Genomic DNA, 13777 nt, shown 5'->3' with positions numbered 1-13777 from the left:
TAAAAGAAGCCTCTGCCGTGAAGGCCCCTCGTCGGCTGAAAGGAGAAATATTACTGGCTGCTTTCTCAGGAACTGCTAGGCTAAAGCAGGTATCTGTTGAGGAGTATTGCGTGACTGACCTAAAGAAGGCAGGCCGTGTCATCGGCATTGACCTGGCCCGGTGTGCCGCCCTAATCAGCATGTTCATCGCCCATACGGCTCCTAGCGGTGGGCCCGGTGGCGTATTAAACCTGAGCGAATTTCTTGCTGCCCCCCTCTTTGCCTTCTTGCTAGGGGCTGGGGCCTTATATTCGTCTCAGCGGATGAGCTTCCCCGCTCTCTTTGCCTCATCGGTAGTGCGAGCTATCGCCCTAATCGCTCTAGGCCTCTATATTGGAACTTGGGGTGCCCAGGTAGATATTGTGCTGGAATACCTGGGGCTGTTGAGCCTGCTCATGGCCCCGCTAGTCTTCCTGCCTTCGTGGGTGCTGATTATCCTGGCTGTAGGTAGCTGGTGGTTCGCCGCGTCCGCCCGAACCTTCTTCCAGCCCCAGGCTATCCAAGCCGCTACGGAAGGCAGCTATACCGCCTACCTCTATGAGTGGATGTTCACCGGCTATAACTATCAGGTCTTTACCCTGCTGGCTTATGCCTGCATAGGCGCTGTGCTCTCCGCCTTAATTGAGCGCTGGGGTGTTTGGGGTGATGTGGCCCTGGCTCTTCTCGGTAGCCTGGTTACCGGTGGCCTTTTCTGGTACTCCCGCTTTGCTGTGGCAGAATTCTTACCCTATACCTCCAGCCGCTTAGAGATTGCCTTTAGCCTGGCAGCCTGCCTAGCTACCCTTGGGTGGTGTTGCCTGCTGGCGCGTACCCTCGCCGGACGGGAACACCTGGCCGGTGCCCTGCTGGGGGCTGGGCGTATGACCCTTTCCCTCTATGTGCTTCAGATTGCTGTTCTGGCCCTCTACTCCAACTACGCTCCCACCTACGGGCTACCTGCCGCCGATGACTCCTGGGCCATGATGGTCGGCCTCATTCTCGGTGCCCTGCTCTTTGCCTGGGTATGGCAACGCCTGCTGGGGTACACCGTCCTGGGCCGGGGCCCGCTAGAGACTCCTTTAGCTTGGGTCTCTGGAAGAAGCTAGACTCTCAGCATGCATCATTTTTCGTCAGAAACCGGCCCTATTAGAACCGGTTCCTCTTCACGCTCCTGGGGGCATATTACCCTGGCTGCCCTGCTGACCCTGGCCTGGCTTGCCGTGGCAGGTATCGGCGGGCCCTACTTCGGCAAAATCTCTGAGGTCTCGACCAATTCCCAGACTGACTTTTTGCCCGCCTCTGCCGAATCTACCCAGGTGGTAGAGCAGCAGGGCGACTTCCTGGGTACCGACGCGGTGCCCGCCATTCTCGTCTTTGAAGCAGACGGCTCCTTCACCGGCTCCCACCAGACCTACCTGGAGGGCCTGACCGACCAGCTGGCGGCGTCCGGAACCTTCACCGGTGAAAGCTCCCCCGTGATTTACTCTGAGGACGGCCGGGCGGCAGAACTCATTCTCCCTATCTCCACTGATCTTGAAACCCGAGAGGTCGTTGACGGTATCCGGGCAGAGATAGCCCAGGCCCCCAAGGGACTTACCGGCTACGTGACCGGTCCGGCTGGTTTCTCTGCTGACCTGGTTGAAGCCTTTGGCGGTATCGATGGCATCCTGCTAGCGGTAGCCCTCATTGTGGTCTTTGTGATTCTGCTGGTGGTCTACCGCTCACCCCTGCTGCCCATCATCGTGCTGATGAGCTCCATGGTTGCTCTCTCTGGCGCTATCTTCGTCATCTGGCACATGGCCAATGCAGGCTGGGTCATGATCAACGGCCAAGTGCAGGGTATTCTGCTGATTCTGGTGGTGGGCGCTGCCACCGACTACTCCCTGCTCTACGTAGCCCGCTATCGCGAAGCCCTCACCCAGTACGTTTCGCGCTGGGAGGCAATCCGGTTTGCCTGGCGCGGGTCCCTTGAGCCGATTCTGGCCTCCGGCGGTACGGTGATTGCGGGCCTGCTGTGCCTGCTGCTCTCTGAGCTGTCGTCGAACAAGGCCCTGGGACCCGTGGCAGCTACCGGCATCGTGCTGTCCATGCTGGCCTCGCTCACCTTCCTGCCCGCCGTCCTTGCCCTGCTGGGCAGGGCTGCCTTCTGGCCCGCCCGCCCCCGCTACTCATCTGAAGTCAAAGACGCCTCCGCCGGCTTCTGGGCTAAAATTGCAGCTTTCGTCTCGTCTAGGCCTCGCACGGTCTGGCTGGTCACCGCCCTGGTGCTGGCTATCTTCGCGGGCTTCTCGGCCACCTTCCAGGCTAACGGTGTGCGCCAGTCCGACCTGGTGCTAGGGGAATCCCAGGCTAGAGACGGCCAGAACGTGCTCGCGGAACACTTCCCCGGCGGTTCCGGTTCACCGGCTAACGTCATTATTCCCGCAAGCGAGCAGGACGATGCCGTGGCAGCCCTCGATGCTCTAGACGGGGTAAGCTCCATTACCGCTGTTGCTCAAGACTCACCTGCCGGTAGCGTGCCGGTGGGTGCGTCCGCTCAGTCCGCCCCGCCCGTTTTTGCCGGTATCAGCCCCACCGAAGTTGAGGGGCGCATCATGCTCCAGGTAACCCTGGCTGACCCTGCTGACTCACCGGAAGCAGAAGAAACCGTGCGCCAGATGCGTGAGAGCCTGTCCAATGCAGCTCCCGGATCCCTGGTGGGCGGAACCACCGCCTCTGACCTCGATACCATTGACAGCGCCCAGCGCGACCGGGCCCTAATTATCCCGGTAGTGCTGGTCGTTATCACCCTGATTCTGATGGTTCTACTGCGCTCAATTCTGGCACCGCTGATCCTGGTGGCTGCCACGGTGCTGTCTTATCTCACCGCTCTCGGTGTTTCAGCCCTGGTCTTCAACCACGTTTTCAATTTTCCCGGTGCTGACCCCACCGTGCCCCTCTACGGGTTTGTCTTCCTAGTCGCTCTGGGTATTGACTACACCATCTTCCTGATGACCCGCGTGAGAGAAGAAGCCCTGCATCAGGGAACCAAGAGCGGCCTGCGAACCGCCCTGGTAGCAACTGGCGGTGTGATCACCTCAGCCGGTATCGTTCTGGCGGCCACCTTCGCAGCCCTGGGCGTTATCCCGCTGATTTTCCTAGTCCAGCTAGCCTTCATAGTCGCATTCGGTGTGCTTCTCGATGCCACCGTGGTACGGGCCTTGCTCATACCGGCACTTGTTGAAGACCTGGGCAAGAAAATCTGGTGGCCCTCGCGGCTCTCCCGCTAAGGCCTTAGCACAGAGCCTATCTCGCCGGGTGAAGCCACCTGCCATGCCTATAGAGAAGGGGCCTCCCTGTTCTACAGGGAGGCCCCAATTTCTTGAGTTGAGCTGGCTTAGGCGGCCAGGAATGTGAGGTAGCTGGTAACGAACTTATCAAAGTTCTTCTGCTGTTCTTGATCTAGTTCCAGATTGCCGGTGCCCCAGGCCTCTGCTGGGATGCGGATGCCCAGGCCTTGGTCTTCTATGAGGTGAGCGCGTACGTAGGGAATCAGGTCGCGCAGACTCTCAAGCACATATTTGCCGTAAGAAGAGTTAGCCGCCGAGGCGATACCGACCTTTTTGCACTGTAGAACGGTGGGGGTGTTTTTATCTCCTAGGCTCTCTGGCCGTGAGGCCCAGTCGATAAGATTTTTTAGACGGGCTGGGTAGGAGCCGTTGTATTCAGGGGAAACCACAATCAGGCCGGCTGCATGAGCGATGTCGGCTCGAAGCTGTGTGACGGGTGCAGGTGTGGGGAACTCTGAATTTTGGCTCAGTAGGGGGACGGCTGAGTAATCGTAGACTTCTGCTGGCTGGCCTTCATGTTTGAGGGCGTTAGCGAGGTGTTGAGCTAACTGGGTGTTGAATGAGCCTTGCCGGTCCGAGCCTGAGATGATGAGAACTTTTTGTGGCATGATGTGCCCTTCCCTGTCTGCATTTTTCTTCAGACTATACTCAAAAAACTTTACACAACAAGCATTTGTGACGCGGTGTGACAACCTGCAATAAAAAGAGCAAGAAAAAACCGCCCCCGGCATCAGCCAGAGACGGTTTCGCTTGGTCGGGATGACAGGATTTGAACCTGCGGCCTCGTCGTCCCGAACGACGCGCGCTACCAAGCTGCGCCACATCCCGATTGTTGCGCATAACAACCTCTCAAGTATAGCGCGGCAGTATTAACCCTGCCAAATTACCCCGCCTTAGCCCTCGGGGCGGTTATTCTCCTCCCAAGCCCGAGCCATCGCTGCAAAGCGTCCGCCCGCCTGCACCAGAGCAGCAGGTGAACCATCCTCCACCACCTGCCCCTCCGAAACCACCAGCACCCGGTCAGCCGTCAGCACCGTCGAAAGACGGTGGGCAATCACCACAGAAGTACGCCCCTGCAACAGAGACTCCAAACCCTGCTGCACCAGCTTCTCAGTAGGAATATCAAGAGAAGCGGTAGCCTCATCCAAAATAAGGACGGCCGGGTCAGCAAGAAAAGCCCGGGCAAAAGAAATGAGCTGACGCTGCCCCGCAGAAACCCGGCCGCCGCGTTTAGAGAGGTTGGTATCAAAACCCTGCGGTAGGCCAGAAATAAAGTCATAGGCCCCCACCTTGCGGGCAGCCTCAAAGACTTCCTCATCGCTAGCAGCAGGATTGCCCAGGCGAATATTGTCAGCCACGGTGCCCTTGAAAAGGTAGGCCTCCTGGGTCACCATTACCACCTCACGGCGCAACTGCTCATCAGAAAGATCACGCACATTGACCCCATCAAGAGTCAGCCTGCCATGAGTCACATCGTAGAAGCGGGCAATGAGCTTAGCAATCGTTGACTTACCTGCACCGGTTTCACCCACCAAAGCCAAGCGCTGCCCGGCAGGAATGTCGAGATTTAGACGGTGCAGGGCGGGGCGTCCTGCAAGATACTCAAACTCCACATCCTCAAAAACCAGGTGGCCGGTGGCGGGGATCTTGCGGCGGGCCGGGTGCTCAGGCTCAGCTACCTCAGGCTCCTCAGCAAGGAACCCTGAAACCTTTTCCAGGGCAGAGACAGCAGACTGAAACATGTTGTAGTAGTCCGAGAGCATGAAAATCGGCTCAAAGACCCGGTTAGCATAAATCACCAGTGCAAGTAAGGTGCCGGCCTGCATAGAGCCACCCAAAATGGAGTAGCCCCCCACCACCAGCACGATAGCCACAAAGGTATTACCTAAGGCTTGCAGGGCAGGCATATAGGTGCCATGAACCTTGATAGTTTGCATGCCCCGAACCCTGAAGTCCTCGGCAGCCTCCGCATAGGCGGCGCGGGACTGCGCCTCAGCGCGGAAGGCCTTGACCGCACGCAAGCCGGTAAAGGTCTCAGCAAAGCGCGAGATAAGGCGGGCGGACGCCACCCGCTGGGCCCGGTAAGCCACCTCAGATTCGCGACGGAACCAGGCGGTGAGCCAGGCAACCGGGAGCATGACCACCAGCAAAGCTAACCCTGCCCGCCAATCCATGAGGCAGAGAGCCACAACGGTAAAAGAAATAGAGAGCAGCATCGCTGCTAGTTCAGAGAGGCCAGAGTCAAGGAACTGCCGAATCGTATCTAAATCGCTGGTAAGACGAGAAACAACCCGGCCTGAAGTGTAGGTGTCATGGAAGCCCACAGAGAGCTTTTGAGCCTGTTCAAACATGCGCTGACGCAGGTCAAAGAGCACCTTCTGAGAAATTTTAAAGGTGAGCAAAATATTAGTGTAAGTGGCTATACCGGCAAGGATAGCTGCCCCGATATAGAACCCCGCTAAAGTGATGGCATAGCTACTATCTCCGGCCAAAAGGGGCTCTAAGGCATCATTGATAGCCGTAGAAATCAGCCAGGGCATGGCCGTGGTCAGAGCTGTAGCCAGAATAACCAGAAAAAGAGTAAGGAAAAGGTGCCCCCGCACAGGGCGCAAGACCTCGAGTAAGAGAGCCACCGAACGGCGGCGCACGGCTTTAGCCTCACCCGCAGAGAGCTGGATTCTATCTTCTGATTCGGTGACCTGATGCCTCATCGTCCGCCCTCCTGCCCCTGGCTGTTCGCCCCCGCTGCCGGTGCCTGCCCCTGCCCGGTGAGCTGGGTATCGGCGCTCATCAAACTGCGGTAGATAGGGTTGCCCAGAAGTTCCCTATGGGGGCCCACAGCAGCTACCTGCCCCCGGTGTAAGAGGACGACCCGGTCAGCTAGAGCCACCGTAGAAGGCCTATGGGCCGTGAGCACAGTGGTGGTATCAGTCAGCTCTTCTTTCAGCAAACGCACCACCTTCTCCTCAGTTGTCACATCCAGGGCAGAGAGCGGATCATCAAGGAGCAAAACAGCAGGGCGGGCAGCAATAGCACGCGCCAAGGAAAGACGCTGACGCTGCCCACCGGAAAGACTCATACCCTCTTCACCAATGACAGTATCGACCTTTTGCGGGAGCCGATCAACAAAATCAGCGGCTGCAACAGTCAAGGCACGAGTCAGAATAGCTTCTTCCTCACCAGGAGTAAGGCCACTACGATCTACACCCAGCAAAACATTATCGCGCACGCTAGCGGAGAAGAGCAGGGGATCCTCAAAAGCAATAGCTACCTGCTCGCGAAGCTCAGGAAGGGGCAAAGAAGCGATATCTTGCCCATTCAACCTGATGCGCCCAGATGTAGGCTCATAGAGCCTTTGAATGAGCTGCAAGACAGTAGACTTACCCGACCCGGTAGAACCCACCAGGGCAATAATTTCTCCTGGCCGAATCTGCAAAGAAAAGCCTGAAAGCACCTGCTGCTCCTGCTGCCCGTAGCTGAAGGTGACGTCCTCACAATCTAAGCTAGCTGCCGTCGACCGGGGGCGCTGGCGGTGGGCAGGGAGAAGGTCAATATCTTCACCGGCCTGGCCTACCATGACCTGACGGTGACGGTCCATCGAAACACTCGATGCCAGATACATAGAAATCAGCATGCCCGAACGCTCCACCTGGGCAAAAAGGATAGTAGCCGTGGCGAAATAGCTGGTGAGCGCGCCAACGCTCAGAGAACCTGCCCCCACCAGGTGCAGACCCCACAGCAAAGCTAAACAGAGTGAAGCCCCACTGATAAGGGTGGTCTGCATACGCACCCGCCCCATAGCGCGACCCCTGGCAACCTCAAGCTCCAGCAACTCTTGGGACTCCTTGCGGAAGCCCGCCAGAGCATGCGGGCCACGCCCCAGGGCCTTAAGCACGCGCAGCCCCTGAACAGACTCTTCAACAGTAGTAGCCAAATCGCCGGTACGTTCCTGGGTGGTGCGGGTCAGGGCGCGGAAGGTCAGCACAAACCGCCAGATGCAGAAGAGGGCAAGGGGCATACTTGCTAGAAAGATGAGCCCTAGCTGCCAGGAGCCGCTGAACATGTAGAAGCTACCGACAGCTACCTGCACAGATACCGTAATAATTTGCATGAGGCCAAAAGCAGTCCAACGCCGGATAGTACCCAAATCGCCCATCGCGCGCGTAAGGAGCTGACCTGAGGGCCAGCGGTCATGGAAGGCAACAGGGAAGCGCAGCAGCCGGTCAAACAGGGCGATGCGCATGGTGTTTTCCACCGTGGCAGCAGGCTCAATGACGAGCTGGCGGCGCAGAAAAAAGAGGGCAGATTGAGCCAGCCCCAAGATGAAAACTAGGGCACCGCCTGCCCACACTGCCCCCACCGTGGGCTGGTCGGTGAGCATGGCATCGACAATCCAGCCCAGCACCTGAGGAATAGAAATCGCGATAATGGCGGCGGTCAGTGCTACAAAAAGCCCACAGACCCAGCGGGCACGAATAGGGCGCGAATACTGCCAGAGCGTGACTTCCTGTTCGGCGCGGGCACCGTAGGGAGCAGGGGGAGGTGTAGGGGCGGGGGAGACACGCAATAATCGAGATGCCATAGTAATTTATCTTACATTTGCATAGGTGCAAAAACTAGATACATCACCGGGCGGTCAGCGTCACCACCACTGCCTCAGGCGGGCAAAACAGACGCACCTGGGCATAGCGCGAAGTACCCAAACCCGCGGTAACCTGCACAGGCACACCCTCCTGATAGGAGACCCCCTTAGCCCGAGCCGGAGGCAAATCACAGTTAGAAACCAAAGCCCGGCCACCGGGCAAGCACACCTGACCACCATGAGTATGGCCAGCAAAAATAGCCTGAGCGCCGTCGTCGGCAAACCGGTCAAGAGTGCGCAGGTAAGGGGCATGGCAGATACCCAGGCGGACGCTGGGGCCCGACTGGGCATCAAAAGCGGTAGGGGAGAAGCCAGGGTGGCGGTCATATTCTAGGTGGGGGTCATCCACCCCCGAAAACTCCAGACGCAGACCCTCCACCGTCAGCGTATCGTAACGGTTGATGAGCCCTACCCAGCCGCGGGCATCAAAAGCATCGTGCATGGCCTGAGTAGGGAGGTTGGGGCGAGTCTCAGAGGTCGCCTCGTCCCCCGTGTTCTTTATCCACAGGTAGCGGGCCGGGTTCTTGGGTACAGGAGCGAAATAACAGTTAGACCCCGGCACATAGACACCTGGAAAATCCAGTAGAGGATCTAGAGCTTCTAAGAGGGCAGGAAGAGCCTGGATATGGGAAAGGTTATCCCCAGTATTAATCACCACATCAGGTTCTAGCTCAGCCAGAGAATGCATGAAAGCAGTTTTCTGCCCCTGCCCCGGAATCATGTGCATATCTGAGATATGCAGAATCTTAAAATCGGGGCTACCTGCCGGCAAAATCGGCAGGCTCTCATGGCGCACCTGAAAATTGTTGAGCTCAATAAAGTGGGCATAGGCGGCCGTGGCGGCCCCAGCCACAGCACCTGCTGCCAGAACCACTGAAAGGCTCTGTGCCAGAGTGCTAGCTGAAGCCGCCACGCCAGAAGAATTCTGAGAATTCAAGGTAAGTCCTTACTGGTTGGCACCAAGAACCGTGTCTGAGGGAGTATCAAACTTATCGGTCTTGTAGTTCTTAGCCTGAGCCTGCATGAACTTCTGCCACTGGGCACCTGCATAGGTGGCGCCGTCCACATAGTTCAAAACCTTGCCGTTAATAGATAGGCCGTTCAAGGGGCGAGAGGTGTTATCAAGGTTGCCAACCCATGAAGCGGTAGACAGGCCGCGGGTATAACCAACCGTCCAGGTCTGGGTGGAGTTGTTGGTCGTACCGGTCTTAGCCGCAGAGGCATCGGGCAAACCAATACCGCGCTGATAGCCTGAACCATCCACCAGAACCTGCTTGAGCACGTAGTTCACACCGTTGGCAACGTCCTTATCGAGCACACGTTCACAGCTGGGCTCGTAGGTTTTGATGTCCTCATCACCCTTGCTGACTGTTTCAAGGGACAGAGGCTTACAGTAGGTGCCGCCGCTAGCAAAGGTTGCGTAAGCAGAGGCCATAATGAGCGGGGTCGTACCCTGCTCCCAACCACCGAGCAGGTAGGAGGGGCGGGTCATGGAGTAGGGGTCAGCACCTGTACCGTCGGTAATACGCAGTTTGGCCCGCATCTCATCGATGGCACAAGCGTCGGTGACTGAAGCCATCTTAACGGCATAAGAGTTAATGGAGTTCTTAATGCCGTAGGCTACGGTGCCCCAGCTCTGGTTACCGCCTTCAGCGTTGGTGAAGACGTAACCATCGGCGTCCTCAGAGGTGACATAGCCGCCCTCTTGGCAGCTAGCGGGCCAGCGGAAGCTCTGGGGGTAGTTCAACGAAGTGCCATCAATGACAGCGTTGGCGCCCTTACCATCCTTGAGCCACTGGGCAAGAAGGACGGCCTTGAAGGTTGAACCGGGCTGGAAGCCAGCGGTACCACCGTGGGACACACCTACGTTGTAGTTATAGAAGTTATCGGCAAAGTTGGTTTCGTCAGGGTTGCCATAGCCAGAGTTCTGGGCCATCGCAATAATTTTGCCCGTGCCCGGTTCAACAGACACCAGGGCTGCACTGACCTCATCAGGGTTGTTCTTTGAAGGCTGGGTGGCCTCAACCTGGGCCTTGGCGTCCTTCTGGGCTGAGGGGTTCACAGTAGTGACAATTTTGTAGCCGCCACGGTAGAGGGCATTAGCACGGTCATCCTCAGTGGCGCCGTAGGTCTCATCGTTCAGGAAGTCAGTGATGGCGTAGTAGCAGAAATGTGCGAAGTCGCCAGCGGTGGAGCAGCCCATGGGGGTGGTGTGAATATCGAGAGTGATTTCTTCATTCAGGGCGTCAGAGTACTCGTCCTCGGTAATCTTGCCATCACGCAGCATGGTACCCAGCACCACGTCTCGGCGTTCCTTGGCTAGCTGAGGGTTAACGTCGGGGCGGTACATGTTCGGGGATACCACCATACCCGCCAGAATGGCCGACTGGGAGATATTGAGCTCTGAGGCAGAAATACCCCAGTAGTAGTAGGCTGCTGCCTCTACACCGTAGTTGGATCCACCCAGGTTAATGATGTTCAGGTAGCCCTCAAGGATCTGATCCTTAGAAAGGTTCTGCTCCATGGAGATAGCCAGCTTAATTTCCTTGACCTTATCAAGGTAATCCTTGTTAGCCCCCAAGGTGCTGGCCTCGGTGCCCGACTGCTCAGCAGCGTCAATGAGCAGGTTATTGACGTACTGCTGGGTCAGCGTTGAAGCGCCCTGACGAGCGTTGGGATTAATAACGTTGTTGACCATAGCGCGGGCGATACCCATAGGAGAAATCGCGCCGTGATCGTAAAAATTACGGTCTTCAGATGAAAGAATCGCATCTTTCATATGCGGGGAGATATCTTCCAAGGCAACCGCGGTACGGTTCTGCGCGTAGTAGGACGCCAGCTCTGTCTTGCCATCGTTAGCGTAGATAACGGACGGCTGGGAGAGAGGCCCATCGCTGAGAGTCGCAGGTAGAGTCTTAAACCAGTTCATGGATGCATTGACAGACGCGCCCAAGACCGTAGTGGGGGGCACCAGAATCAAGGCCGCAATAAAACCGGCAATGATGCTCAATGCAACAAATTGAACAAGGTCGCCGGGGCTGCGGCGTCTCTTTCGCACATTCTTTGAAGAAGCCATTGCATCAGTTTATCGGCTCACGGTGAAAAGCGCACCGGCCTGCATGTCACAGCCGCCCACAAAAAACCTGACAGAGCTCTCAGGGTCGTCTTTTGGGCCCCGGTAGTCTAGGCTTGGTGCTATGGAAAAATGGGAATACGCAACAGTGCCCCTGATGATTCACGCAACCAAACAGATCCTCGATAACTGGGGTGAAGACGGCTGGGAGCTGGTGACCGTGCTCCCCGGTGCTCCTGCACCTAGCAACGCCACCCCCGCCGGGAACATGGTTGCCCCCACTCAGGGCAATCCAATCGCCTACTTTAAGCGCAAGAAGGCGAGTAACTAAATACTCAGACAAGAACCGGGTTCAGACACCGTATCTGAGCCCGGTTTTTGCCCCTAAAAACCTGTCCTTGAGAAAGTGCGCCGTGTCACAGATTGAAGATCGACTCAAAGAACTGGGCTACGACCTACCCGAACTGGCAGCCCCAGTAGCTGCCTACGTACCGGCCGTCACCAGCGGCAACTATGTCTACACCTCAGGCCAGCTACCCTTTATCAAGGGTGAGCTACCGGCCACCGGTAAGGTCTCAGACTCCGGCGCCGAAGGCTTCGTAGACCCCGCAACCGCCCAGACAATGGCCAGCCTCTCAGCCCTCAACGCCCTGGCAGCTATCAAATCAGTTATTGGGGACCTTGACCGCATCACCCGCGTGGTCAAAGTGGTCGGCTTCGTCTCATCCGAGCCCTCCTTCACCGGCCAGCCCGCCGTCATTAACGGGGCCTCCCTACTCCTGGGTGAAGTCTTTGGTGAGGTCGGTGTGCACGCCCGCTCCGCCGTTGGTGTGCCGGTGCTCCCGCTAGACTCCCCGGTAGAAGTCGAAATTATCGTGGAATATGCCTAACCAACCCATGTACACCGGCGCCCTCAAACGGGTGCCGCCACCGGCGTCCGCCCCCTACGCTTCGGTAGGGGCACCGGCACCTAAAACCTACCCTATCCCTGCTAGCCAGCAAGACTCAGCTCGCACCTGGCTTACGGAGGGCCAAGGCATACCGCGCGCAGCTAAACCTGCCTCCGCAGTAGTTTTTGTGCGCGACGGAGCCTCAGGGCCTGAAACCTTTATGACCTACCGGGTGAAATCGCCGATGGGGCGGGTCGCCTTCCCCGGCGGGCTAGGCATACCCGAGGACGCCGCCCCCATCGGCTGGGCAGGCCCCAGCGGGGATCATTGGGCTAAGGCTTTTAGCCAGGAGGACCTAGGGGCAGCTAACGCCGCTGTGGTCACTGCGGTACGAGAACTCTTTGAAGAAACCGGTGTGCTACTAGCTGGTAGCGGGGAACTATCTACCATTGAGCTCACTAGCGGTAACGAGTGCATGGCCTCCCGCCTGGCCGTAGCCCAGCAGGAGAAAACCTTTGCTGACTACCTAGAACGCCGCGGCCTCAAAATCCGTGCCGACCTGCTCAAACCCCTAGCCCGCTGGCAGTCACCCGACTTCTTCCATAAACGCTACGACATTCACTATTTCACCTGCGCGGTTCCCATAGGGCAGAACCCATCCCTACTTGCCAATAAAGGAATCTGGGGGCGCTGGATGAGCGCGCGTGAGCTAGTTGCTCAACCTACCAGCCTGGAACTAGGCAAAGAAATTGGGCAGGAGGACACCATCGGGGTTCCTTTCCAAGAGCTGGTGACCCCCGGCGTCATGCACATTCTTGAACAGTTAGCGGCCTGCCCGGGGGCGGTGGCCTTCCTGGCCAAACGGCGCCAGGTTTCCCTCTACCTGCCCACAGTGAAACAGGATGCCACCGGCATCTGCTACCTGCAAATATAAAAATAAGAGACACACAAAAACCGGGTGGCCAGCATAAGCTGACCACCCGGTTGTGAAGTCTCTAAAGCAGGCAGGAGGCCCGCCCTAGCTTAGCGGGAGCGCTGACGCAGACGCTGCAGGTCGAGAATAACCACGGCGCGAGCTTCCAGACGGATCCAGCCGCGAGAAACGAACTCGGCCAGGGCCTTGTTCACGGTTTCACGGGAAGCGCCGACTAGCTGAGCCAGCTCTTCCTGAGTCAGTTCGTGGGCAACTAGCACGCCATCGGTGGCGGGGCGACCGAAACGGTCAGCCAGGTCAAGCAGGGCCTTGGCAACGCGACCGGGAACATCTGAGAAGACCAGGTCAGCCAGGTTCTCGTTGGTGCGGCGCAGGCGGCGGGCCAGAGCCTGCAGAACCTGGGCAGAAATGTTGGGGGACTTCTCCATAGCCTTACGCAAGGACTCGTGCTTGACACCTGCCAGGCGGGTCTCAGAGACAGCGGTTGCGCTGGTGGAACGGGGTGAGGGGTCAAACAGGGCCATTTCGCCGAAGATTTCGCCCGGGCCCATGATAGCTACCAGGTTTTCACGGCCGTCAGAGGCAGTACGGCCCAGCTTCATCTTGCCTGAGATGACGAAGTAGAGCTGATCACCCTGATCGCCTTCGTAGAAGAGGGTGGCACCGCGGGAAAGATCAACTTCAGTAATGTCTTCAGTTAGCGCTGCAAAAGCTTCGTCATCGAGTGAAGCAAACAGCGGAGCACGGCGTAGTACTTCAATATCCATGGTTCTCTTTTACTCCTGAATATGGTAGGTCTAAAGGGCGATTCAAGTGCGATACCCTGTATATACAGAGCGGGCAGACTTCTAAGCATAGCCTTTGCCTAGTTCATCACATCGCACTTTTATC

11 protein-coding genes and 1 tRNA gene are annotated in these 13777 nt (G+C 57.5%); 5 read left to right on the top strand and 7 right to left on the bottom strand.

The window, feature by feature from the left end; all coding sequences use genetic code 11:
• Positions 1 to 110 precede the first annotated feature (110 nt).
• A complete protein-coding gene (locus tag ACED87_RS02075) occupies positions 111 to 1124 on the top strand; it encodes an acyltransferase family protein (protein ID WP_449089535.1) in 1014 nt (337 codons plus the stop codon).
• Between the two features lie 9 nt (positions 1125 to 1133).
• On the top strand, positions 1134 to 3287 hold the full coding sequence (locus ACED87_RS02070) for an MMPL family transporter (RefSeq protein WP_449089534.1): 2154 nt from the start codon (positions 1134 to 1136) through the stop codon (positions 3285 to 3287).
• A gap of 107 nt (positions 3288 to 3394) precedes the next feature.
• Here the strand turns inward: ACED87_RS02070 and ACED87_RS02065 are convergent, their stop codons facing one another.
• The 6 genes from ACED87_RS02065 to ACED87_RS02040 form a co-directional block, all read right to left on the bottom strand.
• Positions 3395 to 3955: an NADPH-dependent FMN reductase gene (locus tag ACED87_RS02065; protein ID WP_449081294.1), complete on the bottom strand. Its 561-nt coding sequence runs from the start codon at positions 3953 to 3955 to the stop codon at positions 3395 to 3397.
• Between the two features lie 143 nt (positions 3956 to 4098).
• Positions 4099 to 4175 (bottom strand) — tRNA-Pro (locus ACED87_RS02060).
• A gap of 65 nt (positions 4176 to 4240) precedes the next feature.
• Positions 4241 to 6058 (bottom strand): ABC transporter ATP-binding protein, encoded by a 1818-nt coding sequence (locus tag ACED87_RS02055; protein WP_449081292.1) that lies wholly within the window; start codon positions 6056 to 6058, stop codon positions 4241 to 4243.
• Positions 6055 to 7929 (bottom strand): ABC transporter ATP-binding protein, encoded by a 1875-nt coding sequence (locus tag ACED87_RS02050; RefSeq protein WP_449081290.1) that lies wholly within the window; start codon positions 7927 to 7929, stop codon positions 6055 to 6057. Before ACED87_RS02050 ends, ACED87_RS02055 begins: the two co-directional genes overlap by 4 nt.
• A gap of 43 nt (positions 7930 to 7972) precedes the next feature.
• Positions 7973 to 8902, bottom strand: coding sequence for a metallophosphoesterase (locus tag ACED87_RS02045; protein ID WP_449081344.1), 930 nt, complete (start codon positions 8900 to 8902; stop codon positions 7973 to 7975).
• 33 nt (positions 8903 to 8935) lie between these two features.
• On the bottom strand, positions 8936 to 11065 hold the full coding sequence (locus ACED87_RS02040; protein WP_449081288.1) for a transglycosylase domain-containing protein: 2130 nt from the start codon (positions 11063 to 11065) through the stop codon (positions 8936 to 8938).
• 121 nt (positions 11066 to 11186) lie between these two features.
• On the opposite strand from ACED87_RS02040, the gene ACED87_RS02035 reads away from it, so the two are divergent.
• From ACED87_RS02035 to ACED87_RS02025, 3 genes are all read left to right on the top strand, one after another.
• Positions 11187 to 11393 carry a hypothetical protein gene (locus tag ACED87_RS02035; protein WP_449081287.1) on the top strand — a complete coding sequence of 69 codons (207 nt, stop codon included), beginning with the start codon at positions 11187 to 11189 and terminating at the stop codon, positions 11391 to 11393.
• 82 nt (positions 11394 to 11475) lie between these two features.
• Positions 11476 to 11952 (top strand): RidA family protein, encoded by a 477-nt coding sequence (locus ACED87_RS02030; RefSeq protein WP_449081285.1) that lies wholly within the window; start codon positions 11476 to 11478, stop codon positions 11950 to 11952.
• A complete protein-coding gene (locus tag ACED87_RS02025) occupies positions 11945 to 12886 on the top strand; it encodes an NUDIX hydrolase (protein ID WP_449081283.1) in 942 nt (313 codons plus the stop codon). The genes ACED87_RS02030 and ACED87_RS02025 overlap by 8 nt, the downstream gene beginning before the upstream one ends.
• Positions 12887 to 12975: 89 nt before the next feature.
• On the opposite strand, the gene ACED87_RS02020 is transcribed toward ACED87_RS02025, so the two are convergent.
• Entirely contained in the window at positions 12976 to 13653 is a 678-nt protein-coding gene (locus ACED87_RS02020) for a Crp/Fnr family transcriptional regulator (protein WP_083091991.1), read from the bottom strand.
• Positions 13654 to 13777: the final 124 nt, after the last annotated feature.

It is taken from the genome of Rothia sp. 32237D007AR (genome assembly GCF_053544675.1).
This window is presented reverse-complemented; position numbering and strand designations above follow the sequence as displayed.

Bases quoted from the DNA above. Each gene is read 5' to 3' on its own strand.
- ACED87_RS02070 (WP_449089534.1), top strand. From the start codon at position 1,134: ATGCATCATTTTTCGTCAGAAACCGGCCCTATTAGAACCGGTTCCTCT.
- ACED87_RS02065 (WP_449081294.1), bottom strand. From the start codon at position 3,955: ATGCCACAAAAAGTTCTCATCATCTCAGGCTCGGACCGGCAAGGCTCA.
- ACED87_RS02055 (WP_449081292.1), bottom strand. From the start codon at position 6,058: ATGAGGCATCAGGTCACCGAATCAGAAGATAGAATCCAGCTCTCTGCG.
- ACED87_RS02050 (WP_449081290.1), bottom strand. From the start codon at position 7,929: ATGGCATCTCGATTATTGCGTGTCTCCCCCGCCCCTACACCTCCCCCT.
- ACED87_RS02040 (WP_449081288.1), bottom strand. From the start codon at position 11,065: ATGGCTTCTTCAAAGAATGTGCGAAAGAGACGCCGCAGCCCCGGCGAC.
- ACED87_RS02035 (WP_449081287.1), top strand. From the start codon at position 11,187: ATGGAAAAATGGGAATACGCAACAGTGCCCCTGATGATTCACGCAACC.
- ACED87_RS02025 (WP_449081283.1), top strand. From the start codon at position 11,945: ATGCCTAACCAACCCATGTACACCGGCGCCCTCAAACGGGTGCCGCCA.
- ACED87_RS02020 (WP_083091991.1), bottom strand. From the start codon at position 13,653: ATGGATATTGAAGTACTACGCCGTGCTCCGCTGTTTGCTTCACTCGAT.